Here is a 22,621-nt window from a genome sequence, read left to right on the forward strand (position 1 = left end):
GCAAAATATTATGTCGAGTATGACAACCAATTCCGCCAAACCGGATCAACCCTCAGCGGCTTCACGCGGCGGCCAGGGCCTGATGCGTATCTGGGACAGTTACGGCATGTTAGTGGTGTTCGCCGTGCTGTTCATCGCCTGTACCATTTTCGTGCCAAACTTCAGTTCTTTCATCAACATGAAAGGTCTGGGGCTGGCGATTTCAATGTCCGGGATGGTCGCCTGCGGCATGTTGTTCTGTCTGGCCTCCGGTGATTTCGATTTGTCCGTGGCATCGGTCATTGCCTGCGCGGGTGTCACCACGGCGGTGGTGATTAACCTCACCGAAAGCCTGTGGATTGGCGTCGGTGCGGGGCTGGTGCTGGGGATGCTGACCGGTTTGCTCAACGGTTTCGTGATCGCCCGGCTGAAAATCAATGCCCTGATCACCACGCTGGCAACCATGCAGATTGTGCGCGGTCTGGCGTATATCATTTCCGACGGTAAAGCGGTCGGTATCGAAGACGAGCGTTTCTTCGCCCTCGGTTATGCCAACTGGTTCGGGCTGCCTGCACCGATCTGGCTGACCGTCGGCTGCCTGATTATCTTCGGGCTGCTGCTCAACAAAACCACTTTCGGGCGTAACACGCTGGCCATTGGCGGTAATGAGGACGCGGCGCGTCTGGCCGGTGTGCCGGTGGTGCGTACCAAAATCATCATTTTCATGTTGTCCGGGCTGGTGTCGGCGGCAGCGGGGATCATTCTGGCGTCGCGTATGACCAGCGGCCAGCCAATGACATCGCTGGGCTTTGAGCTGATCGTCATCTCCGCCTGTGTGCTGGGTGGCGTTTCACTGAAGGGCGGTATTGGCAAGATTTCCTACGTGGTATCCGGGATTTTGATCCTCGGTACGGTTGAAAATGCCATGAACCTGCTGAACATTTCCCCGTTCTCGCAGTACGTGGTGCGTGGGTTGATCCTGCTGGCGGCGGTGATCTTCGACCGCTACAAGCAGAAAGCGAAAAAGACCCTGTAAACCGGTTTTGTGATAACGCTTTCACCGCGCTTTTTTCAAGGCATTTAACGCTTTCAGGGGTTAAGTGCCGTAAAAACGCGTGGTTGTTCACAAATTGATAACCTTTACTGGCAGCGTTTTCACCGCCGATTAGAATAGATGAAAAATCCATAGCCACGTGATGTTCAGGAGGTTCGATGTATCACCGCATGATTCAGGATCAGCAGCAAAATCCGCTGTTACCGGGTTACAGTTTTAATGCTTATCTGGTCGCCGGAATGACACCGATCCTTGCTGATGGCCCGCTGGATTTCGCCATTGACCGCCCCGGCGGCATGAAAGGCTTTATTCTCAACCTGACGGTAAAAGGTCAGGGCAAAGTCTTTGACGGCGAGGATACCTTTTATTGCAACCCCGGCGATTTGTTGTTGTTCCCGCCGAAAGCGCGCCATCTTTACAGCCGCTCGGCTAACGCAGACTCCTGGTATCACCGCTGGGTCTATTTCCGTCCGCGCGCCTACTGGGCCGACTGGCTGGAATGGCACACCAAAACCCGCGACGTCGGGCGTCTCTCTTTGCCGAATAACACCCTGTTGCTGGAATTCGACCGGCTGTTCGCTAACATCGAACAGACGCAAAAATCAGGCCGCCGATTTTGCGAAGAACTGGGCATGAACCTGCTGGAACGTCTGTTGCTGCGTGCAATGGAAGAAGACCCGCAGAGCCCGCAAAAAATTATGGATCCGCGCGTTATCGAAGCCTGTCAGTTTATAACCGGTAATCTGGCCGGTGAGCTGCGCATTGATGAAGTCGCCCGCCATGTCTGCCTGTCGCCATCTCGGCTGGCGCATTTGTTCCGCGAGCAGGTGGGGATTAACATTCTCCGCTGGCGCGAAGATCAGCGGGTGATCCGCGCCAAACTGCTGTTGCAGACGACGCAGGAGTCGATTGCGACCATCGGGCGCGTGGTGGGATATGACGATCAGCTGTACTTCTCAAGGGTATTTCGCAAGCGGGTGGGGGTCAGCCCGAGTGATTTCCGCCGCCGCAGCGTCGAGATCAATTACCCGGCAAAGCCTTACCGGGCGCAGGCGGATAATGCGGTGGCCTATCACTTCTGAGCCTCTCACAGCCTGAACAGTGATGAGCAAAATTCAGACGAACGCTGATAAAGCAGACAAAAAAAAGCCGGTATAAAAACCGGCTTTTCTCTTTTTAACGTACTGACGAAAGTTACGCCGCAGGTCGGGCGATCACATTTCGGTTTTCCATGCGCACTTCCGCAATCGTCACATCAATGATGTCACTCTGGCGGTAGGCCACTTCGCCTTTAATCAGCACGGTGCCGGTATCAGCGCTGCACACCAGCTCGTCGCGCACGCTGTGCAGGAACGGAGCAGGAATGAACGCCACGGCGCCGATATCTTGCAGACGGATACGCAGGCCGCCGCGGGTCACATCGATAATTTCAGCGCTGAACTTCACCTCAGTACCGACTTTATCTTCCAGATAACGTGCGTACAGCCAGTCACCGACATCACGCTCTGCCATGCGGTTCGCGCGACGGCGTTCTGCCAGCTGTACGGTCATTTCATCCTGAGGTTTCTCAGCAGACTGTTGCAGGATCATCGCTTTCAGCAAGCGGTGGTTCACCATATCGCCGTATTTGCGGATGGGTGACGTCCAGGTGGCGTAAGCTTCCAGACCCAGACCAAAGTGCGGCCCTGGCGTGGTGCTGATCTCTGCAAAGGTCTGGAAACGACGAATGCGGCTGTCGAGGAACTGCGTTGGCAAGGCATCAAGCTTACGGCGCAAGGCGCAGAAGCCCGGCAGTGTCAGCATCTCTTCGGCGTTGGCTTGCACGTCATTGGCCTGCAACACGGTGACCGCGTTCTCAACCAGCAGCGGATCAAAACCGGTGTGCACGTTGTAAACGCCAAAACCGAGGCTGTCGCGCAGGGCGATGGCGGCACAGACGTTGGCGGCAATCATCGATTCTTCCACGATGCGGTTCGCGATGCGGCGATGCTCGGCGACGATTTCCAGCACGTTGCCTTTCTCACCCAGCACGAAGCGGTAATCAGGACGATCTTTAAACACCAGCGCGTGCTCAGTGCGCCATGCGCTGCGCACGTCACAGACGCGTTTCAGCAGGCGGATCTGCGAGGCGATCACCTCACTGGCCGGCTGCCATTCGCTTTTCTCTTCGGTTTCCAGCCAGTCAGACACGTTATCGTAAGCCAGCTTGGCTTTGGACTCGATGGACGCGGCGAAGAAACGAATGTCACTGCCCAGCGTGCCATCGGTGCTGAGCGTCACAGAGCACGCCAGAACCGGACGGCTGACATCCGGCCACAGTGAACAGATGTCGTCGGACAATTCACGCGGCAGCATCGGGATGTTAAAGCCCGGCAGATAGTTGGTGAATGCGCGTTTTTTAGCAATATTGTCGAGATCGCTGCCTTCCGCTACATAAGCTGTCGGGTCAGCAATCGCGATGGTCATTTGCAGGGTGCCGTCGCCGTTGTCTTTGACATACAGCGCGTCATCCATGTCCTGCGTGCTGCCGCTGTCGATGGTGACAAACGGCAGGGCAGTCAGATCTTCGCGGGTCAGGCCTTCGTCGCGCAGTTCGGCGATGTCAGATTTAGGTGCCTCGCGTTCAAGATTATGACGTGCCAGAGTCACCCACCACGGCGCGAGATCGTCAGTGCCGGTGGTGATCCACTCGGTGATTTCAGCCTGGAAGCTGTGATCACCTTCTTTCAGCGGGTGGCGGCGCATTTCAGCCACACACCAGTCGCCGTCGCTCACTTCATGATTGATGTTACGGGCAACGCGGCACTGAATGGAATCACGTAATAAAGGGTGATCGGGAAGAATAGTAAGACGGTCGTCTTTTTTGGTCACACGACCCACAAAACGGCTGAGGAAAGGTTCAACCAGGGTTTCCGGCTGGACGACTTCACGCTCTTTTTCGGTTTGCAGTGAGGCGATCACGCGGTCACCGTGCATGACTTTTTTCATGTACGGAGGCGGAATGAAATAGCTTTTTTGGCCGTCTACTTCAAGAAAGCCAAAGCCTTTCTCAGTGCCTTTCACAATGCCTTCGACACGTGGAGTCTGAGAGTGAAGTTGCTGTTTTAGCTGCGCGAGCAGCGGGTTATCTTGAAACATATCGTCCAGAGAATTGGGGGTTAATGTGGCTCGATTAGCGGCAGACAGTTTTACGCGATCTGGCACCGTCGGGCAAGCTCTTATCCCCCCTTTCGCCTCATAACGCCGACGCGAAAGGGAGGATTTACGGCACACCCCGCAAAAGGGATCAGGCGATACGTTGCAGATCGACGGTGTGTTCACAGCGACGGATTGTCACCGGCACCGCTTTTGAGGTCGGGGTGTGGGTCTGATCGCCAAAACTAGACATCGGCACCAGCGGATTGGTTTCCGGATAATAGGCCGCCAGATTGCCGCGCGGAATGTCGTAGCTCACCAGTTTGAAACCGCTGACTTTGCGCTCAACGCCATCGTTCCACAGCGTTTCGATTTCCACCAGTTCACCGTCTTTCAGCCCTAAATCGGCCAGATCCTGCGGGTGAATAAACAGCACTTCACGCTGGCCATAAACACCACGGTAACGGTCATCAAGGCCGTAAATCGTGGTGTTGTACTGGTCATGGGAACGCAGGGTCTGCAACGTGAACGGCGCATTGCGATCGCCCATTGGGATCAGCACATCAGGCAACGGCGCGGCGCTGAAATTCGCCTTGCCGCTCAGGGTGTTGAAATTCAGTTCTGCCGCCGCATTGCCCAGATAGAACCCGCCTTTAATGTCGCAGCGCGCATTAAAGTCTTTAAAGCCAGGAATGGTCGCTTCGATGTGATCGCGGATCAGATTGTAATCATCCGCCAGCGCCATCCAGTCGAGGTATTTGTCGCCGAGAACCGCATCGGCGATACCGCAGACAATGGCCGTTTCGGAACGCTGTTCTTTGGATAACGGAATACCCACACCTTCGGACGCATGCACCATGCTGAAAGAGTCTTCGACGGTGATGAACTGCGAACCGGTGGCCTGCATGTCCAGCTCGGTACGACCCAGCGTTGGCAGGATCAGCGCTTCGTGGCCCGGCGTCAGGTGGCTGCGATTCAGTTTAGTACTGATCTGCACCGACAGTTCAAGATTGCTCAGCGCCTGGAGGGTACGTGGTGTATCCGGTGCCGCCGCCGCGAGATTCCCGCCAAGGCAGATCAGCACTTTCGCTTCTTTACGCAGCATGGCTTCCAGCGCTTCTACGGTGTTGTGGCCCGGAGTCCGCGGTGGGGTGAAATGGTAATGTTTTTCCATCGCATCCAGCAGGGCTTTCGGCGCTTTTTCGTCGATACCCATGGTGCGGTTACCCTGCACATTACTGTGGCCACGCACCGGACAAAGCCCCGCGCCCGGTTTACCCAGCTGACCAAACAGCAGTTGCAGGTTGGTGATTTCACGCACGGTCGGCACGGAATGTTTGTGCTGAGTAATGCCCATCGCCCAGGTACAGATCACGCGTTCGGCGTGCATATAAATAGCCGCGGCTTCGCGCAGATCCTGCTCGCTCAGGCCAGACTGTTCAGTGATTTTTTCCCAGCTGGTGGCATCCACCATTGCCAGATACTCGTCCACACCAGCGCTGTTTTGCGCAATAAACGCGTCATCGAACAGGGACGGCTGGCCGGAGGCAATGCGCTCGCGGTGAGTCTGTAACAGCGCTTTGACGATGCCGCGTACGGCCGCCATATCGCCGCCCAGATTGGGCTGGTAATAGGCGGAGCTGATGCGACCGGCCTTCGGTGTGACCACTTCCAGCGGTTTTTGTGGATCGGCAAAACGCTCCAGACCACGTTCGCGCAGGGTGTTAAAGCTGACCACTTTCGCGCCGCGATCGGCTGCGTGACGCAGGCTGTGCAGCATACGCGGATGGTTGGTCCCCGGATTTTGCCCGAAGACGAAAATGGCATCGGCTTTTTCAAAGTCGTCCAGACGGACCGTGCCTTTACCGACGCCGATGCTCTGTTTCAGGCCAACGCCGCTGGCTTCATGGCACATGTTGGAGCAGTCAGGGAAATTGTTGGTACCGAACATGCGACCAAACACCTGATACAGATAAGAGGCTTCGTTGCTGGCGCGTCCGGAGGTGTAAAAATCAGCCTGATCCGGGCTTTCCAGACCTTTAAGATGGCTGGCGATCAGCGAAAAGGCAGCATCCCAGCTGATCGGTTCGTAATGGTCGGTGGTGCGGTTGTAGCGCATCGGGTGGGTCAGACGTCCCTGATATTCCAGGAAATAATCGCTCTGCTCACGCAGTTTGCTCACGCTGTGCTGGGCGAAAAACTCCGGTTCGACGGCTTTACGGGTGGCTTCCCAGCTGACGGCTTTCGCCCCGTTTTCGCAGAAGCTGAACGTACTGTGATTATCATCGCCCCAGGCGCAGCCCGGACAGTCAAAACCGCGACCTTTGTTAACACGCATCAGGTTACGTAAGTTTGAGAGGACTTTTTTACTGTCGAAGACGAAACGGGTGGTGGATTCTAATGCACCCCAGCCACCGGCCGCGCCGTGGTAGGGTTTGATCTCAGTTTTGAATTTCATAATTATGCTTCGCAGGTGGTTTTTATTCTGGTCTGGAAACAATCGGATCGGCAAAATGTTAATCGGATTGTTAATTTTATGTCACAAGTTTAGGAGGGCGAGGGGAATACGTCTAATCGAATGCCGTGATGGTGTGATAGATAAGCTCTATGGCGCAAAAAGTTCGGCGCGAAATCCACATTTCCCAGTTCTGACGGGGGCTTAAAGTCCGTTTCATCAGGTTAAAAAACAGCAGGTTGTGATAATCAAAACTGATTGCGCGGGCAACTGACTGTTTTGCTGAAAAAGCGTCCAACTTGTAACTGAACCGTTTCATTATGAAATGCTTAGCAAAAGACTAAGGGTTTTTCTGTACGCCGATTTAAGGCACCCTATGCCGCAGATCTCAATCTATGATTTTTTTGTATATTGCCTGTGCATTTTTATGCGCAGGTCAATACGGCACGTTTAAGGAAGACTCAGTGAAACGTAGTGTAATAAGTGTTTTGTCTTGTGTGTTGATGTTCTCTGCGGGCAGCGCCCACGCTGTCGCGCCACTCGATTTCCCGGTTGTGCCACCGAGCATTGATGCCGCCTCGTTTGTCCTGATGGATTACGCTAGCGGTGATGTGCTGGCGGCAGGGAATCCGGACGATCGCCGTAACCCGGCCAGCCTGACCAAACTGATGACCGGCTACGTGATTGACCGTGCTTTGGATCAGAAAAAAATCACCATGAATGACGTGGTGACCGTGCCTCAGGAAGCCTGGGTGGCGGGTAATAAAAGTCTCGATGGTTCTTCCCTGATGTTCCTCAAACCGGGCGACCGTGTTTCCGTGCGCGATTTGATCCGCGGGATCATCATTACCTCCGGTAACGATGCCTGCGTGGCGATGGCTGACTATGTGGCGGGCAGCCAGGACAGTTTTGTCGGCATGATGAACAAATATGTCGTCAGCCTGGGCCTGACCAACACCCATTTCGAAACCGTGCACGGTCTGGATGCGCCGGGGCAGTTCACGACGTCATACGATCTCGCCAAGCTTTCCCGAGCCATCATTGGCGGCGAGCCTGAGGAATATCAGATGTATGCCGAGAAATCGCTGACATATGACAACATCACTCAGCAAAACCGTAACGGCCTGTTGTGGGATAAAAACCTGCAGGTAGACGGCCTGAAAACCGGTCATACCGAAAGCGCCGGTTTCAACATCATTGCTTCGGCAACGCAGGGTGACCGTCGTCTGATTGCCGTCGTCATGGGCGGGAAAAGTTCAAAAGGGCGTGAAGAGCAGGCACGTAAACTGCTGACCTGGGGCTTCCGCGAATACACCAGCAAGCAGATTTTCAAAGCGGGTCAGACTGTCTCTGATGAACATGTCTGGTACGGTGCGAATTCGCAGGTGAAAGTCGGGTCGCTGAGCGATGTATTCATCAGCGTACCGCAGGCGGATGCCGATAAACTGAAAGCACAGTATGTTCTGACCAACCCGCAGGTTGAAGCACCGCTGAAAAAAGGGCAGGAGTTGGGCAATATCAATATCGTGGATAACGGCAAAGTAATTAAAACCGTGCCGCTGGTGGCATTAGAAGATGTCGCCGAGGGCGGAATCATCAGTCGGGCGATCGATTATGTGAAACTGAAAATTTAAAATAACTTCCTTAATAATAAGTATTAATAATCCCTGGTGAAATGACCGGGGATTTTTTTTTGCCATAAATTTGAAGTATTGATAATTTATAAAATATGACGGAGTTATTGTTTTTAAATGTAATTGGCGTAATTTTTCTGCTTTTTCTCAATTAAGCTCGTTTTTGTTTTGAATTAATGCATTAATAGTGAGTATGAATTATGGTTATTTTTTATTAGTAAAGATAACTTATTCATGAAACAAATTAGCATGATTATTAATTATTTTTTAATGTATATAAATGGAGTTATATAATGAGTGAGTATAATGCATCAGGTTTAGGTTTAAATAGCCTCGGCTCTGAAAGTAGTGACTTTTATTCAGATATAAAAGAAAAAATTGATTATTACATTGAGTTAAACATTGGCAGTTCTGACATTGATACTGTGGCGAGAGAGTCACTGGCGAACTCGATGGCATCGTGCGCGAACAGTTCCCGTGAATATACCAGAGCAGGAAACTTGGATGTTCAGATTGCCAATATGAACGCTATGGGGCAAAGCGGCACTGTCGATTATAGAAATTTGGTTAATGAACGTAATACAGCACTCAGCAATGCACTCTACCATGAGCAAAACGCGAATAAATCACTGAGGGATTTTAAAGCTGCAACGCGTGGTGATATTCAGTTCGCAGGAAGGGCTTCAGACGTCGCAGGATTTTTAAGTAAATTGGGATATCTGTCAGACCTTAATAAAATGTACAAAGAAGATCCTCAGGAAGCTTATAAACAAGCAGCAAAAGATGCCCTGCTTACCCTTGTTGAGTATCATTATGGGGATTATGAGGCAGTAATGGTTCAAACTGGATTTGATGTTATGGAAGCTGGTTATCCTGAAATGAATGCTTATAAGAAAATGATTCTGGATCAGCTGATAGATGAATATGGACGCTATATACCGCCATATATGCGAAAAGACCCGAGTTTAGATGAGGCGAATGCTCAGAGCAGCCCAATTATTCTAGATCTGGATGCAGATGGTATTGAAACGTTAAGCCTGAATAATGGCGTTTATTTTGATTTGGATAACAATCAATTTGCCGAAAAAACAGGTTGGGTGTCATCTGATGATGGATTATTAGTTCGCGATATTAATGGTGATGGTCTTATTGACAATGGAGGGGAATTGTTCGGTAATAATACATTGCTAAAAAACGGAATGCTCGCCAGAAACGGATATGAAGCCTTAAAAGATGTGGATGATAACAAAAATGGCATGATTGATGCCGAAGATTCAATTTGGAAAGAGTTAAGCATCTGGCAGGATAAAAACAAAAACGGTGTTGTTGATCATGGTGAACTAAAGTCACTGGATGAGCTTGAAATAAAAAATATAGCCACAGGGTATACGAATTCCACTACAGTTGATGCTAATGGAAATTCACATAAGCAGGAAAGTACTATAACGTTTGAGAATGGAGGTAAAGGTATATCAGAAGATGTCTGGTTTGATGTGAATGCCGCTGATGCTCGATACGATGGTGAGTATTTACTCAGCGTGGATATATTGTCATTACCTAATATGAATGGGTCAGGCAATATGGCGAATTTACATATCTCAATGAGTAAGAATGAAAATCTTAGAAACATGGTGGAGCAATTTGTTTCGGATCCAAAGGCTGCAAAGCAGTCCGACTTGCTTGAAACTATCCTTTTTGAATGGGCTGGGGTTTCTGATGTGGATCCTAAAAGTTGGGGGCAGAATTATGATGCAAGGAAAATTGCATTTCTAGAGGTCATAACCGGTGATCATCTAAATGGTTCTAATATTGATAATCGACCAAATGCTTTGACAGAAGTGAAACAAGAATATCAGCAGTATTATGATTTTTCGCTTGCTAGATTATTGGCTCAAACGATGTATAAGGAACAGTTTGACCTTATTACATTACAGTTCAGTCAGGGCAAAGCGTCTTTAAATTTAAATGAGTTTTCAGCATATCTTGACCAAAATGAAAAAAATAACGTCCTGCATTTTGTAGAAATAGGAAAGGCATTTTCAATGCTAACGTCCTACTTAATTAATCCCACAGCAGAAATACAAAAAATAAATGCGCGAATGGAATTATATATCATAGGTTCAGTAGAGAATGATACTTTCAAAAATGATCTGGGTGTAAGTCATCAGTATATATTTTCGGCGGGACATGGAAAAGATGTTTTTCAGCATGTTGGAGTCAGTAGTAAAGTGGATAACCTCCATTTTATTGGTGTCAAAGCAGAAGCCTCACATTTCTCACGCCAGAAGAATGACCTTGTTATCCATGCCTTCGGAAGCGAAGACAGCGTAACGATAAACAATTACTTCTTGAATGGCGAATCCAATACCAGCGGTGTTCGTAACTACAGTTTTGAATTTGACGACGTTACTCTGACGGAGTCTGATCTTCTAAAACTTGAATTCACCTCTAATGGTGGAGATGCAGATGAAGCTCTAACAGGCTGGTACGGCATTGACTTGATGTACGGTGCAGGCGGTAACGACACACTGAAGGGAGGGGGCGGAAATGACGTGCTGAACGGCGGTGCGGGCACTGACTACCTTTACGGCAGCAGCGGTGAGGACACCTACCAGTTTACTGCCGGGCACGGTAAAGACTATGTGTCTGACTCAGCGGGTAGCGGTGAAAATGGTGATGTTTTACGCTTCACTGGTGCGGCATCGGGCGCAGCCCGTTTCAGTCGCGAGGGTGCCAACCTTATCATACAGGCCTACGGAAGCGATGACAGCGTGACGGTCATCAACTACTTTGCCGGTACTGTTCAACACGGAGGGATTTATAGCCAGTTCAGCTTTGTCTTCGACGATGCGACGCTGACGGAGGCGGATCTGGCGAGGTCGGGGATGACGTACAACGGAACGGACGTTGGCAACAATGCTACGGGCTGGTACGGCGTCGACGTGATGAACGGTGGCGGTGGTAACGATACGCTGCAGGGAGGGGGCGGAAATGACGTGCTAAACGGCGGCGCGGGCAATGACTCACTTTACGGCAGCAGCGGTGAGGACACCTACCAGTTTACTGCCGGCCACGGTAAAGACTATGTGACTGACACAGCGGGTAGCGGTGAAAATGGTGATATTTTACACTTCACTGGTGCGGCATCGGGCGCAGCCCGTTTCAGTCGCGAGGGTACCAGCCTTATCATACAGGCCTACGGAAGCGATGACAGCGTGACGGTCAGCAACTACTTTGCCGGTACTGATCAACCCGGAGGGATTTATCGCCAGTTCAGCTTTGTCTTCGACGATGCGACGCTGACGGAGTCAGACCTGGCGAGGTCGGGGATGACCTACAACGGAACGGACGTTGTTAATAATGCCACAGGCTGGTATGCACCTGACCTTATGTACGGCGCAGACGGTAACGACACGCTGCAGGGAGGGGGCGGAAATGACGTGCTAAACGGCGGCGCGGGCAATGACTCACTTTACGGCAGCAGCGGTGAGGACACCTACCAGTTTACTGCCGGCCACGGTAAAGACTATGTGACTGACACAGCGGGTAGCGGTGAAAATGGTGATATTTTACGCTTCACTGGTGCGGCATCGGGCGCAGCCCGTTTCAGTCGCGAGGGTACCAGCCTTATCATACAGGCCTACGGAAGCGATGACAGCGTGACGGTCAGCAACTACTTTGCCGGTACTGATCAACCCGGAGGGATTTATCGCCAGTTCAGCTTTGTCTTCGACGATGCGACGCTGACGGAGTCAGACCTGGCGAGGTCGGGGATGACCTACAACGGAACGGACGTTGTTAATAATGCCACAGGCTGGTATGCACCTGACCTTATGTACGGCGCAGACGGTAACGACACGCTGCAGGGAGGGGGAGGAAATGACGTGCTGAACGGCGGTGCGGGCAATGACTTCCTTTACGGCAACAGCGGTGAGGACACCTACCAGTTTACTGCCGGGCACGGTAAAGACTATGTGTCTGACTCAGCGGGTAGCGGTGAAAATGGTGATATTTTACGCTTCACTGGTGCGGCATCGGGCGCAGCCCGTTTCAGTCGCGAAGGTAACAACCTTATCATACAGGCCTACGGAAGCGATGACAGCGTGACGGTCAGCAACTACTTTGCCGGTACTGATCAACCCGGAGGGATTTATCGCCAGTTCAGCTTTGTCTTCGACGATGCGACGCTGACGGAGTCGGATCTGGCGAGGTCGGGGATGACGTACAACGGAACGGACGCTGGTAACAATGCCTCGGGCTGGTATGCCGCTGATCTTATGTACGGCGCAGGCGGTAACGACACGCTGCAGGGAGGGGGCGGAAATGACGTGCTGAACGGCGGTGTGGGCAATGACTCACTTAATGGCAACAGCGGTGAGGACACCTACCAGTTTACTGTAGGCCACGGTAATGATTACGTGTATGACAACACCGGTGCGGGTGAACACGGCGATATCCTACGCTTTACCGGGGCTAACGCTGGTTCAGCGCTGTTCAGTCGCGATGGTCGCAGTCTGGTTATAAAGGCCTACGGAAGCGATGACAGCGTGACGGTCAGTAACTACTTTGCTGGTACTGATCAACCCGGAGGGATTTACCGCCAGTTCAGCTTTGTCTTCGACGATGCGACGCTGACGGAGTCGGATCTGGCGAGATCGGGGATAACGTACAACGGAACGGACGTTGGTAATAATATTACTGGCTGGTACGGCGTCGACCTCATGAACGGTGGCGGCGGCAACGATTCGCTGAGTGGCGGTTCCGGGAATGACGTTCTGAACGGCGGCGCGGGTAATGACGTGCTGAACGGCGGAGCGGGACAGGATACCTATCTGTTCGCTAACGGACACGGTAATGACAGGGTCACTGATTACGCAGGTAAGCTTGAGGGCAAAGATATTATTGAATTCAGCGATCTCAATCTTACCGACCTTTGGTTCTCGAAAAATAACAGTAATCTGCTTATTACCGAATCAGGATCTCAGGATTCCGTAGAAGTGATTAACTGGTATTCCAATGCTGACAGCCAAAATAAAATCATTCATACGCACGATGGCTATGAAATTGATGCAGCTCAGGTGCAGCAACTGGTTGAAGCGATGAGTACGTTTGCCGCAACGCATAGCGAATTATCAGCAGCAGATCAGCAAACAGGCTTTATGAACTCTGTCAGTGTTTCATCCTATCTCGACGCCGCGAAATAATGTAGTGCGGTAAATATCAAAAGCTCCTCTGTTTTCACGGAGGAGCTTTTTATTTCTGATATCTCAGCATATTTATTCAGAACACTTTGGAAGAAAAATCCGTTTTTACTTCGCTTTCAATATAGGTATTTAAACCCCATCCGGCGCGCGCTAATTCTTTCATCTTTTCAAGATGCTCGGGGCCGGGGTGACGGATATCGTACAGATACACGTGATTATTTTTGAAACGGACTTTGATCGAGTTGGCATCTATCTGGAAGCTGACAACCTGTGAATCACCGCTTTTGTTGGCGTAATTTTCCATGCTGCATCCTGTTAGCTAAGCCTGATAACGGGCGACCTCATCTATTAACCACGTTCGGCCATTTGACACAGGGCGGAAGTTCACAGTTTGCGCAACGCACGGAAAACATAGCTGAATACGGTAGCAGGAACACCGCTCATGACGTTCTCAGGCCATGAGCGGCGAAGATTACAGGTTTTCCGTCACGATTTTGGCGGCCGCCGCCAGCACATCTTTACGTGCTTTGGCATCCTGCTGCGGTTGGGTGAAATAGGTGACCAGAATGAGCGGCGCATGGTTATCGGGCCAGATCACCGCAATGTCATTGGTGGTGCCGTAATCGCCGCTGCCGGTCTTGTCGCCGACCTGCCACGTTGCCGGAAGGCCTGCGCGGATGCTGGCTGCGCCGGTGGTGTTACCTTTTAACCATTGCACAAGCTGCGCGCGCTGCGGTTCAGCCAGCGCATTGCCCAGCGTCAGTTTACGCAGACTTTCAGCCATCGCCAGCGGGGAGGTGGTATCACGTTTGTCGCCGGGGATCGCCGTGTTGAGGCTTGGCTCCGTACGGTCGAGGCGGAAAGTCTCATCGCCGAGGGAACGTGCAAACTGCGTCACTTTTGCCGGGCCGCCGAGCTGCGCGATAAGTTTATTCATCGCCACGTTGTCGCTGTACTGAATCGCCGCCGCACCCAGTTCACCCAGCGTCATGCCGGTATCGAGGTGCTTTTCAGTGATCGGGTTGTAGTTCACCAGATCGGACTTTTTGATATCCACGTGCTTATTCAGCAGGTTTTTATCCGTTTCACTGGCTTTCAGAATGCCTGATGCTGCCATCACTTTGCTGGTGCTGCACATGGCGAAACGCTCATCCGCGCGGTAAAGCGTCTGCGTGTTACTGGCCGTGTCGATCATCGCCACGCCTAACCGCCCGCCGGTGCTTTTTTCCAGTTCAGCGAGTTTTTGTTGCACGGCTTTTGCCTGTGCGGGCGTCTGAGCCCACAGCGGTGCACTGGAAAATAACAAAGGCATCAGCGCCACGGTGAGGCACGCTTTCTGACGAAATGTATTCATGAACATAGAAATCCTTATCGGTGTTGGTGTGGAAGCCGGCAATATCCTTGTTTGGCGCAGGATTGACAAGCGAGAATAATTTCGCGCAGGATAAAGAAAAACTTATGGATAAGTCATTATGCGGACCTCGCTGCCTCTCAATGCGTTGCGTGCTTTTGAAGCCTCGGCCAGACATCTCAACTTTACCCGTGCCGCACTTGAACTGAGCGTCACGCAGGCGGCGGTCAGCCAGCAGGTGCGTTTGCTGGAAGATCAGTTGGGCACTGCCTTGTTCAAACGGTTGCCGCGCGGGCTGGAACTGACCGATGAAGCGCTGGTGTTATTGCCGGTGTTATCCGAAGCGTTCAGCCAGATTCAAACCGTGCTCAAGCGCTTTGAGGGCGGGTATTTTCATGAAGTGCTGACTATCGCGGTGGTGGGTACTTTTGCCGTAGGCTGGTTATTGCCACGGCTGAAAGCCTTCCGGGAGCAGCATCCTTTTATCGAACTCAAAATTCTGACCAACAATAACGTGGTTAATCTGGCGTCCGAAGGGCTGGATTACGCGATCCGTTTTGGAACCGGCAACTGGGCGGCGACGGAAAACCGGCTGTTGTTTGACGCGCCGCACACGGTGTTATGTTCTGCGGACATTGCCCGCAGACTTTCGACACCGGGTGCGCTGACCAAAGAAATACTATTGCGTTCGTACAGGCCAGACGAATGGGATCAATGGATGATCGCCGCCGGTCTGGACCCCTGGCGTGCTGCCGGGGCGGTGTTTGATTCTTCGCGGCTGATGGCCGAAGCGGCTATGCAGGGGGAAGGCGTGGCGCTGGTTCCCGTGTCGATGTTTACCCGTGAAATGGAGGCCGGATGTCTGGTTCGTCCGTTTGCCACTGAAATCACGCTCGGCAGTTACTGGCTGACCCGGCTTAAATCGAAACGCATGTCTGCCGCGATGCAGGTGTTCGAGGAGTGGCTGTTCAGCCAGCTGGCTGAAAGGTCTGAAGAATAAGCGCGCAGCGCAGTGGGCACCGGCAAACTCCCGGTGCCCGCAGCGCTAAAGGGATGGTTTCAGCAGGAAACTGTGATCAAAGGTGCCACTGACATTGAGCGCCACCGGCAGCAATCCCTGAGCATGATAAAAATCAGCGGTTTGCTGTTGCTGCGTCTCAGTCGCCGCATCGATCTGCTGCCAGTAGGATTTGCGGCGCTCAAAAGAGAGTTTCGCCGCATCCAGCGGGAAGCCGATAATCTTCGCCAGTTTTTCACTGTACGCATCCAGATTTTTATACGCCCAGATCTGCGCATCGCTCAGCCGTTGCAGATAATCAGCAATCGCCTGACGTTTACCCTGATCTTTCAGCGCCGTGTCCGTGGCGGCGAGGAAACTGTTCCCTGACCACAACCCCCGGCCATTAATCAGCACGCGCAGATGATCCTGCGTTTCGGCGAATGCCGTGTAAGGTTCCCACGTCGCCCAGACATCCACCGAACCTTGCGTTAGCGCGAGTTTGGCATCGCTGGGTGGCAGGAAGCGGAAGGTGACATCTTTGGCACTCAGCCCGGCAGAGGCCAGTGCTTTCAGCGCCACAAAATGGCCGATAGATCCCCGGTTGGTGGCGATACTTTTGCCTTTCAGATCGGCAGCCGTTTTGATCGGGCTGTCGGGCCTGACCAGCAGCGCCGTGCCGTAAGCATCAGATTTATCCACCGCAATGGCTTTCACCTGCGCACCCGCCGCTTCGGCAAACAGCAGCGGCGCATCGCCGATAATCCCGACATCTACGGCCTGCGCATTGAGCGCTTCTGCCAGCGGAGCCGCAGCCGGGAACTCCGACCATTCAATTTTGTAGGGCAGATTATCCAGTTTGCCCGCCGCTTCCAGCTGGGCGCGCATATTCCCTTTCTGATCGGCCACGCGCAGGGTGACGGAGTCGGCCAATGCCGCAGACGTGCTTGCGATAAGAGACACCATCAACAGCAGATTTTTTACATTGACTCGCATTGCAATTCCTCAGACCAGGCTGGCACGGGCAGGGTGGTGAGCGGCCTGACGTGCAGCGATTTTCTGCTTCGTCAGCGGGATCAGGGATTTACCGTATTCAACGGCATCATTGAGCGGGTCAAAACCGCGGATCAGGAAAGTGGTGATGCCCAGGTCATAATATTTCAGCAGCGCGTCAGACACCTGTTCAGGCGTACCGACCAGCGCAGTGGAGTTCGATCCCCCGCCGATGAGCCCGGCAATACCGGTCCACAGGCAGCTGTCGAGACGAGCGCCTTGCGCCACGGCATTCAGTAACCGCTGAGCCCCGACGCTCTGTGGTTTTGCTGCCAGAGTCTGGCCGCTGGTCGCCCGTTGTGCAGTGGCTTTCGCCAGGATCTCGTCGGCCTTTGCCCAGGCTTCTTCTTCTGTTTTACCGAGGACCGGGCGGAATGAGATGCTGAAGTCGATGTCACGCTGATGCTGTGCGGCCGAGGCTTTCACCGCGGCCACGGTTTCTGCCGCGCTTGCCAGCGGTTCGCCCCACAGCGCGAAGACATCGGCATGTTTACCGGCAACACGGATGGCATCTTCCGACGACCCACCGAAGAACACAGGCAGCCGTTGCTGAGAGGGTTTGATGGCTGAGAAGGCTTTCTCCGCCTGATAAAACTCACCCTGATGGTCGAAATCTTTTTCCGAGTACCAGCTTTTTTTCAGAACATCAATGTATTCATCCGTGCGCTGATAGCGGCCTGACTTTGGCACGAAATCCCCGTCGCGACGCTGTTCTGCATCGCTGCCGCCGCTGATGATATGCACTGCCACGCGGCCATCCAGCAAGTGATCGAGCGTGGCGAGTTTACGTGCCGCCAGCGTCGGGGCAACAAAGCCGGGGCGATGGGCCAGCAGGAAATGAATACGGGACGTGTTTGCGCCAGCATGCGCGGTGACCAGAAAGGCATCCGGCTGGTCGGAGGCATAGGCCACCAGAATGCGGTCGAAACCGGCATTTTCGTGGGCTTTGGCGAAATCGGCGATGTATTTTTTATCAAAAACAGGGCCAGTTGGCGGAATGATTTCAGACGCCAGCCGATGGCCGATCATACCAATAAATTGCACGCTCATGAGCTGTCACTCCTCAGGTCAGAGGCCAGCGAACCAAGACTGCGCTGGCAGGAGTTATCACCATAAACGGGTTTTTACTATGTTAGAAATTCATTATGTGGATAAGTTAATATGAAAAATGTGCATTAAGATTGGGGCGGTAGGTTGCCACCCACACGGGTCCTGCGAATGCGTTTTAACGTCAAGACCTTGGGCTCGCCGCCCAAACGGGCCTTAAGGGGGGCTTATCGCCGCCCCCCTTAAGAATCCCGGGCTCTTTTTACAACGCGCTGCCGCTGGCAGGCTATATTCCAGCGGCTCCGGCTATTGCCGCAAACGCCGCCGCTGCGCGGTCCTCTCATTTCAGGTTCGAACCCGCTCGGAAAAATACCCTCGCGGTTTCTCACCGTTCATTCGACGTCGTTTTGAGCGCGGCCAAAGGCTATGTAAAACGGAGGTTTTTCTCCTCCCCCTGCGATGTGAAAGGAGGAAAGCAAAACCAAACACATCGTTTCTGCTTTAAAAATGCCAGTGGCCGCGCTCAAAAATCACGCCGGAGGGAGTGGTGGAAAACCGCGCGTCTGTATGCGCGGGTTGTAACCCGAGCGGAGGGCACCGCGCAGCGGCGGAATTTTGCGGCAATAGCCGGAGTTTCTGAAACATAGCCAGCGAGCGGCAGCGCGCAGTGAAAGAGCCCGGGATTCTTAAGGGGGGCGGCGATAAGCCCCCCTTATGGCCGGTGTGGGTGGCAACCCACGGTCTTGACCTTAAGGCCGGTGCGGGTGGCAACCCACGGTCTTGACGTTAAAATCCCCTGAAATCCTCCCACCTCGCCCACGAGAATCTAATACTCTATCCCCGTCTGAACCGGTAAATCCAGGCCGTGCGCGATGGCGGCGGCGAAGGCATCAATGGCGGGGATCTGGCTGGCAGGGACATTGGGATAGACCAGCCATAACTGGCTGCGCGGGGCGAAATCTTTCAGGGCGTACAGCGCGAGCTCAGGGCGCAGGGGGTGATGTTCCACCAGTGCGCGTGGCATCAGGCCGAGGCCGCGGCCTTCGGCGATGAGGGAGAGTTGCAGTGTGACGCCAAAGGCTTCGAGATTGATCAACAGTGGCAAACCCTGTTCGATTAATGCCCGTTGCAGCGCCGCGCGGAAACCACAGCCTTCCGGATTGAGGATCCACCCGTGCTGATAACACTCCTCCAGCCGCTGCGGCAACGCTGCCGTGGCTTTCGGGCCGACCACCACCAGATCTACGGCGCCGAGAGGCTGATTCTCAATGCCTGCCGGAAATTGTTTACTGGCGGGAAACAGCACCACCGCCGCCTCAAGCTCCTGACGCTGTACGCGCAGCAATAATTCTTCGCCCCAGCCGCTGGATAAGCGTGGCTGAATTTCAGGGAACTGGCTGGAAAGCATCTTAAGCGCGGGCAGCAGGCTGCTTTCGCTCAGGCTTTGCGGAACCGCCAGACGCAGCAGGCCGGACGGCGGGCTGTCGGCAGCCACCAGATCGCTGAGTGCATCCACTTCGCGCAAAATATGGCGGCATTGCTGATAAACACGTTTACCCATCAGCGTCGGTTTCAGCGGTTTGGTTTGCCGGTTCAGCAACGGGATGCCCAGTGATTCTTCGAAATTCTGTACGCGGCGGGTAATGGCCGGTTGCGTGAGCCCCAGCTCATCGGCGGCCAGACGCGTCGATTGCAGGCGAATGACCGCAACAAACGCGGTTAAATCTTCAATTTTCATGGCATCCGGTATCCGTCAGAGAATCAACAACAGTCCGCGCAGCATAAAACAATTTGAAGTATGACGCTGGATCGCACCGCACATTTTTATGTGTTAAATGCATATTAGCTTATCCATAAAATGAATTTTGGTTGAGTTTGACCAGTGCTAGCCTGTCCTGAATGTTGATCAAAAGGGGAAGGCGATGACCGCTTTACATACCGCGCCACTGCGCCAGTTTCTGGCCGACTTCACGCGGCTGATTCAGGAACCGCATGGTCAGACCGAGGTACTGGCGCAGGGCAGCACACTGCTTGCGACACTGATCGGCCAGGATAACTGGCTGCCGGAAGCCTTTGCTGAGCCACATGCCGAACACTATCAGCAATATTTGCTGTATGCCGATCCGCTGTCGCGATTTTCAGTGGTCAGTTTTGTCTGGGGACCAGGGCAAACCACGCCGGTGCATGACCACCGCGTCTGGGGGCTGATCGGGATGCTGCGCGGGGGAGAAACCAGCCAGAATTATGTGCGCCACCGCGACGGCACCCTGCAACCCGAAGGGCCAGCCGTGACACTGCATCCGGGCGATGTAGAGAAAATCGCGCCGGATGTGCTGGATATTCATCAGGTCAGCAATCTTTACGCCGATCGCGTTTCGGTCAGTATTCACGTTTATGGCGGCAATATCGGCGCAGTGTCACGGGCGGTCTACTTGCCCGACGGCAGCGAGAAAACCTTTATTTCCGGCTATTCCAACTCACTCCTGCCCAATGTCTGGGATCTGTCAAAAGAGAATCCATATGTCTGATGCTCAAACCTTACCGCTGCGTCATTTTTCGTGGCTGCAACAGGCGTTGATCGCCGGGCAGGAAGTCGCGCTGGTTGATGTTCGTGAAGAAGCCGCCTTTGCTACCGGCCATCCGTTGTTTGCGGTCAATCTGGCACTGTCAAAACTGGAGCTGGAAGTGCTGGATCGCATTCCGCAGCGTAAAACGGCGGTGACGCTTTATGACAACGGCGAGTTCTATGACGTCGCGCGCGGCGAGCGCAAAACCACGCGGGCGGCGGCGTTGCTGCGCGCGCTGGGGTATCAGGATGTCGCCGTGCTGGCGGGCGATCTGGCTGGCTGGAAAGAGGCCGGCGGGGAAATCTTCATTGATGTGAATGCGCCGGGCAAAGCGTTTGGTGAATGGGTGGAACATCATTACCACACGCCTTCACTGAGTGCAGAACAGGTGCTGGCACTGCAACAGCAGGGCGCGAATATCGCGGTGCTGGATGTGCGTCGTTTTGATGAATTTCAGACCATGAGCATTCCCGGCGGCGTCAGCGTACCGGGAGGGGAGCTTGTGCTGCGCTTGCGTGATGTCGTACCTGATGCAAGTACACAGATTATTGTTAACTGCGCAGGCCGAACACGCAGCATTATCGGTACACAATCGCTGATCAATGCCGGTTTCAGTCAGCCGGTAGCGGCTTTACGCAACGGCACCATTGGCTGGACGCTGGCGGGCCAGACACTGGCGCATCAGCAACAGGCGCAGTTTCCGCCGCTCAGTGAGAAGTCACGCCAGGCGGCGCGGGAAGGTGCGCAGGCTCTGGGAATTCGTGCGGGCGTTCGCGCTGTGACGTTGTCACAAATCCGCGACTGGCAGCAGGACGATTCCCGCACGTTATACCTTTTTGATGTCCGCACGGTAGAGGAGTTTCGCGCCGGTCATTTACCGGGTGCGCGACATGTTGCGGGCGGTCAGCTGATTCAGGAAACCGATCATTACGCCAGCGTGCGCGGTGCGCGGGTGGTGCTGGCCGATGACGACGGCGTGCGGGCCAATATGGCCGCATCCTGGCTGGCGCAGATGAACTGGGAAGTGTACGTTGCGGACGTTAGCGCGGAAGACTTCACCGGGCAAGGCGACTGGAAGGCCAGCGTTGCCCCCGCGCCGGCGGTGGAATCGGTCACTCCGCAGACAGTGCAACACTGGCTGGCAGAGGGCGACACCGGGGTGATTGATCTCACCACCAGCGCGAATTTTCGCAACCGCCGCATTCCGGGCGCAGTGTGGACCACACGCGGCAACATCCCCCAGATCATCGCTTCACAGCCTGAGAAACAGCGCTGGGTGGTGACGTGCACCAGCGGCCTGCTCGCACGTTACGCTGTCACAGAAATAGCTGCGCTGACGGGTAAAAATACTTTTTTGCTGGAGAAAGGAACGGTGGGCTGGATTGATGCCGGTCTGCCGCTTGAGCACGGTGATTCGGTCTGGCTGGAAAATCCACAGGATCGCTATCGCCGCCCGTACGAAGGGACGGATGTGAGCCCGCAGGCCATGCAGGATTATCTCGACTGGGAATATGGTCTGGTGGCGCAACTGGAAAAAGACGGTACGCACGGTTTTGTATTATTGACGTCGTGAAATGACATAAAGCAGCGCGGGGCTGACGCCTCTGCGTGAAGAACGCAGAGGATCAGTTAATGCTTAACGACGGCCACGCGGATGGGTGCGGGCAGTCCAGTCATAGGTTGCAGAGGTACTTGGCACGGCTTTATTACGGCGTTTTTCCGCACGCGCTTTAGCCGCGACCTTTTCCTTCTCTTCCATCAACTTATCGATGTAATCATCTTTAATGCGGTTATTTTCAGAATTGGTCAACTCACGGCCCTGTGCTTTACGAGCCCGGTCCAGCAAGGTTTTCAGCTCGCGCTGTTCGCTTTCCGTCATATCTTGTTGTGTCAGTCTTTTCATTTTTAACGCGTCCAGTGAGGAAAGTGGCAACCAGTGTAGTCGTTAACGGGGGGAAATGCCCGCAGAATGCGTTTTAACGTCAAAACCGTGGGTTGCCATCCACGCCGGGCTTAAGGGTTCTGTGTAAGCGTTTTAACGTCAAGACCGTGGGTTGCCACCCACACCGGCCTTAAGGGGGGCTTATCGCCGCCCCCCTTAAGAATCCCGGGCTCTTTCACTGCGCGCTGCCGCTCGCGGGCTAT

General features: G+C 53.6%; 15 protein-coding genes. 7 read left to right on the forward strand and 8 right to left on the reverse strand.

Annotated features, from left to right (window positions below):
- The first annotated feature begins 10 nt into the window (after positions 1–10).
- Both araH and araC read left to right on the forward strand, forming a co-directional pair.
- A complete protein-coding gene (araH, locus tag ACQZQY_RS15475; RefSeq protein ID WP_056777255.1) occupies positions 11–1,015 on the forward strand; it encodes an L-arabinose ABC transporter permease AraH in 1,005 nt (334 codons plus the stop codon).
- 176 nt (positions 1,016–1,191) lie between these two features.
- Positions 1,192–2,115 carry an arabinose operon transcriptional regulator AraC gene (gene araC / locus ACQZQY_RS15480; protein WP_056777252.1) on the forward strand — a complete coding sequence of 308 codons (924 nt, stop codon included), beginning with the start codon at positions 1,192–1,194 and terminating at the stop codon, positions 2,113–2,115.
- Positions 2,116–2,227: 112 nt separating this feature from the next.
- Here the strand turns inward: araC and ACQZQY_RS15485 are convergent, their stop codons facing one another.
- Together ACQZQY_RS15485 and ACQZQY_RS15490 are read right to left on the reverse strand one after the other, a co-directional pair.
- Complete coding sequence (locus tag ACQZQY_RS15485) at positions 2,228–4,171, reverse strand: exoribonuclease II (protein WP_431295943.1); 1,944 nt, start codon at positions 4,169–4,171, stop codon at positions 2,228–2,230.
- A gap of 148 nt (positions 4,172–4,319) precedes the next feature.
- Positions 4,320–6,626, reverse strand: coding sequence for an FdhF/YdeP family oxidoreductase (locus tag ACQZQY_RS15490; RefSeq protein WP_431295944.1), 2,307 nt, complete (start codon positions 6,624–6,626; stop codon positions 4,320–4,322).
- Between the two features lie 461 nt (positions 6,627–7,087).
- On the opposite strand from ACQZQY_RS15490, the gene ACQZQY_RS15495 reads away from it, so the two are divergent.
- Positions 7,088–8,257, forward strand: coding sequence for a serine hydrolase (locus tag ACQZQY_RS15495; RefSeq protein ID WP_056777378.1), 1,170 nt, complete (start codon positions 7,088–7,090; stop codon positions 8,255–8,257).
- Between the two features lie 293 nt (positions 8,258–8,550).
- Positions 8,551–13,461 carry a hypothetical protein gene (locus ACQZQY_RS15500; protein WP_431295945.1) on the forward strand — a complete coding sequence of 1,637 codons (4,911 nt, stop codon included), beginning with the start codon at positions 8,551–8,553 and terminating at the stop codon, positions 13,459–13,461.
- A gap of 76 nt (positions 13,462–13,537) precedes the next feature.
- On the opposite strand, the gene ACQZQY_RS15505 is transcribed toward ACQZQY_RS15500, so the two are convergent.
- Positions 13,538–13,765, reverse strand: coding sequence for a hypothetical protein (locus tag ACQZQY_RS15505; protein ID WP_015697366.1), 228 nt, complete (start codon positions 13,763–13,765; stop codon positions 13,538–13,540).
- Between the two features lie 168 nt (positions 13,766–13,933).
- The gene (gene bla / locus ACQZQY_RS15510; protein ID WP_431295946.1) at positions 13,934–14,821 is read right to left on the reverse strand and encodes a class A beta-lactamase; all 888 of its coding nucleotides are present in this window, start codon (positions 14,819–14,821) and stop codon (positions 13,934–13,936) included.
- A 112-nt stretch (positions 14,822–14,933) separates the two neighbouring features.
- Between bla and ACQZQY_RS15515 the strand changes: the two genes are divergently transcribed.
- Positions 14,934–15,812: a LysR substrate-binding domain-containing protein gene (locus tag ACQZQY_RS15515; protein ID WP_431295947.1), complete on the forward strand. Its 879-nt coding sequence runs from the start codon at positions 14,934–14,936 to the stop codon at positions 15,810–15,812.
- A gap of 45 nt (positions 15,813–15,857) precedes the next feature.
- Here the strand turns inward: ACQZQY_RS15515 and ACQZQY_RS15520 are convergent, their stop codons facing one another.
- The 3 genes from ACQZQY_RS15520 to ACQZQY_RS15530 all read right to left on the reverse strand — a co-directional run bounded on the left by ACQZQY_RS15520 (position 15,858) and on the right by ACQZQY_RS15530 (position 19,647).
- Complete coding sequence (locus tag ACQZQY_RS15520) at positions 15,858–16,805, reverse strand: ABC transporter substrate-binding protein (RefSeq protein WP_431295948.1); 948 nt, start codon at positions 16,803–16,805, stop codon at positions 15,858–15,860.
- 9 nt (positions 16,806–16,814) lie between these two features.
- Positions 16,815–17,912 carry an LLM class flavin-dependent oxidoreductase gene (locus tag ACQZQY_RS15525; RefSeq protein ID WP_431295949.1) on the reverse strand — a complete coding sequence of 366 codons (1,098 nt, stop codon included), beginning with the start codon at positions 17,910–17,912 and terminating at the stop codon, positions 16,815–16,817.
- 823 nt (positions 17,913–18,735) lie between these two features.
- Positions 18,736–19,647 carry a LysR family transcriptional regulator gene (locus tag ACQZQY_RS15530; protein WP_217202889.1) on the reverse strand — a complete coding sequence of 304 codons (912 nt, stop codon included), beginning with the start codon at positions 19,645–19,647 and terminating at the stop codon, positions 18,736–18,738.
- Positions 19,648–19,831: 184 nt separating this feature from the next.
- Here ACQZQY_RS15530 and ACQZQY_RS15535 point away from each other — a divergent pair, with 184 nt between their 5' ends.
- Both ACQZQY_RS15535 and ACQZQY_RS15540 read left to right on the forward strand, forming a co-directional pair.
- On the forward strand, positions 19,832–20,437 hold the full coding sequence (locus ACQZQY_RS15535; RefSeq protein ID WP_431295950.1) for a cysteine dioxygenase: 606 nt from the start codon (positions 19,832–19,834) through the stop codon (positions 20,435–20,437).
- Positions 20,430–22,049, forward strand: coding sequence for a rhodanese-like domain-containing protein (locus ACQZQY_RS15540; protein ID WP_431295951.1), 1,620 nt, complete (start codon positions 20,430–20,432; stop codon positions 22,047–22,049). Before ACQZQY_RS15535 ends, ACQZQY_RS15540 begins: the two co-directional genes overlap by 8 nt.
- Positions 22,050–22,112: 63 nt before the next feature.
- Here ACQZQY_RS15540 and ACQZQY_RS15545 read toward each other — a convergent pair whose 3' ends face one another.
- A complete protein-coding gene (locus ACQZQY_RS15545) occupies positions 22,113–22,379 on the reverse strand; it encodes a DUF3811 domain-containing protein (RefSeq protein WP_056779328.1) in 267 nt (88 codons plus the stop codon).
- Positions 22,380–22,621 lie beyond the last annotated feature (242 nt).

The sequence above is a fragment of the Rahnella sp. PAMC25559 genome (assembly GCF_050632365.1).
GTDB classification, from domain to species: Bacteria; Pseudomonadota; Gammaproteobacteria; order Enterobacterales; family Enterobacteriaceae; genus Rahnella; species Rahnella rivi.

Coding starts and splice junctions, on each gene's coding strand:
- araH (WP_056777255.1), top strand. CDS start 11: ATGTCGAGTATGACAACCAATTCCGCCAAACCGGATCAACCCTCAGCG.
- araC (WP_056777252.1), top strand. CDS start 1,192: ATGTATCACCGCATGATTCAGGATCAGCAGCAAAATCCGCTGTTACCG.
- ACQZQY_RS15485 (WP_431295943.1), bottom strand. CDS start 4,171: ATGTTTCAAGATAACCCGCTGCTCGCGCAGCTAAAACAGCAACTTCAC.
- ACQZQY_RS15490 (WP_431295944.1), bottom strand. CDS start 6,626: ATGAAATTCAAAACTGAGATCAAACCCTACCACGGCGCGGCCGGTGGC.
- ACQZQY_RS15500 (WP_431295945.1), top strand. CDS start 8,551: ATGAGTGAGTATAATGCATCAGGTTTAGGTTTAAATAGCCTCGGCTCT.
- ACQZQY_RS15505 (WP_015697366.1), bottom strand. CDS start 13,765: ATGGAAAATTACGCCAACAAAAGCGGTGATTCACAGGTTGTCAGCTTC.
- bla (WP_431295946.1), bottom strand. CDS start 14,821: ATGTTCATGAATACATTTCGTCAGAAAGCGTGCCTCACCGTGGCGCTG.
- ACQZQY_RS15515 (WP_431295947.1), top strand. CDS start 14,934: ATGCGGACCTCGCTGCCTCTCAATGCGTTGCGTGCTTTTGAAGCCTCG.
- ACQZQY_RS15520 (WP_431295948.1), bottom strand. CDS start 16,805: ATGCGAGTCAATGTAAAAAATCTGCTGTTGATGGTGTCTCTTATCGCA.
- ACQZQY_RS15525 (WP_431295949.1), bottom strand. CDS start 17,912: ATGAGCGTGCAATTTATTGGTATGATCGGCCATCGGCTGGCGTCTGAA.
- ACQZQY_RS15530 (WP_217202889.1), bottom strand. CDS start 19,647: ATGAAAATTGAAGATTTAACCGCGTTTGTTGCGGTCATTCGCCTGCAA.
- ACQZQY_RS15535 (WP_431295950.1), top strand. CDS start 19,832: ATGACCGCTTTACATACCGCGCCACTGCGCCAGTTTCTGGCCGACTTC.
- ACQZQY_RS15540 (WP_431295951.1), top strand. CDS start 20,430: ATGTCTGATGCTCAAACCTTACCGCTGCGTCATTTTTCGTGGCTGCAA.
- ACQZQY_RS15545 (WP_056779328.1), bottom strand. CDS start 22,379: ATGAAAAGACTGACACAACAAGATATGACGGAAAGCGAACAGCGCGAG.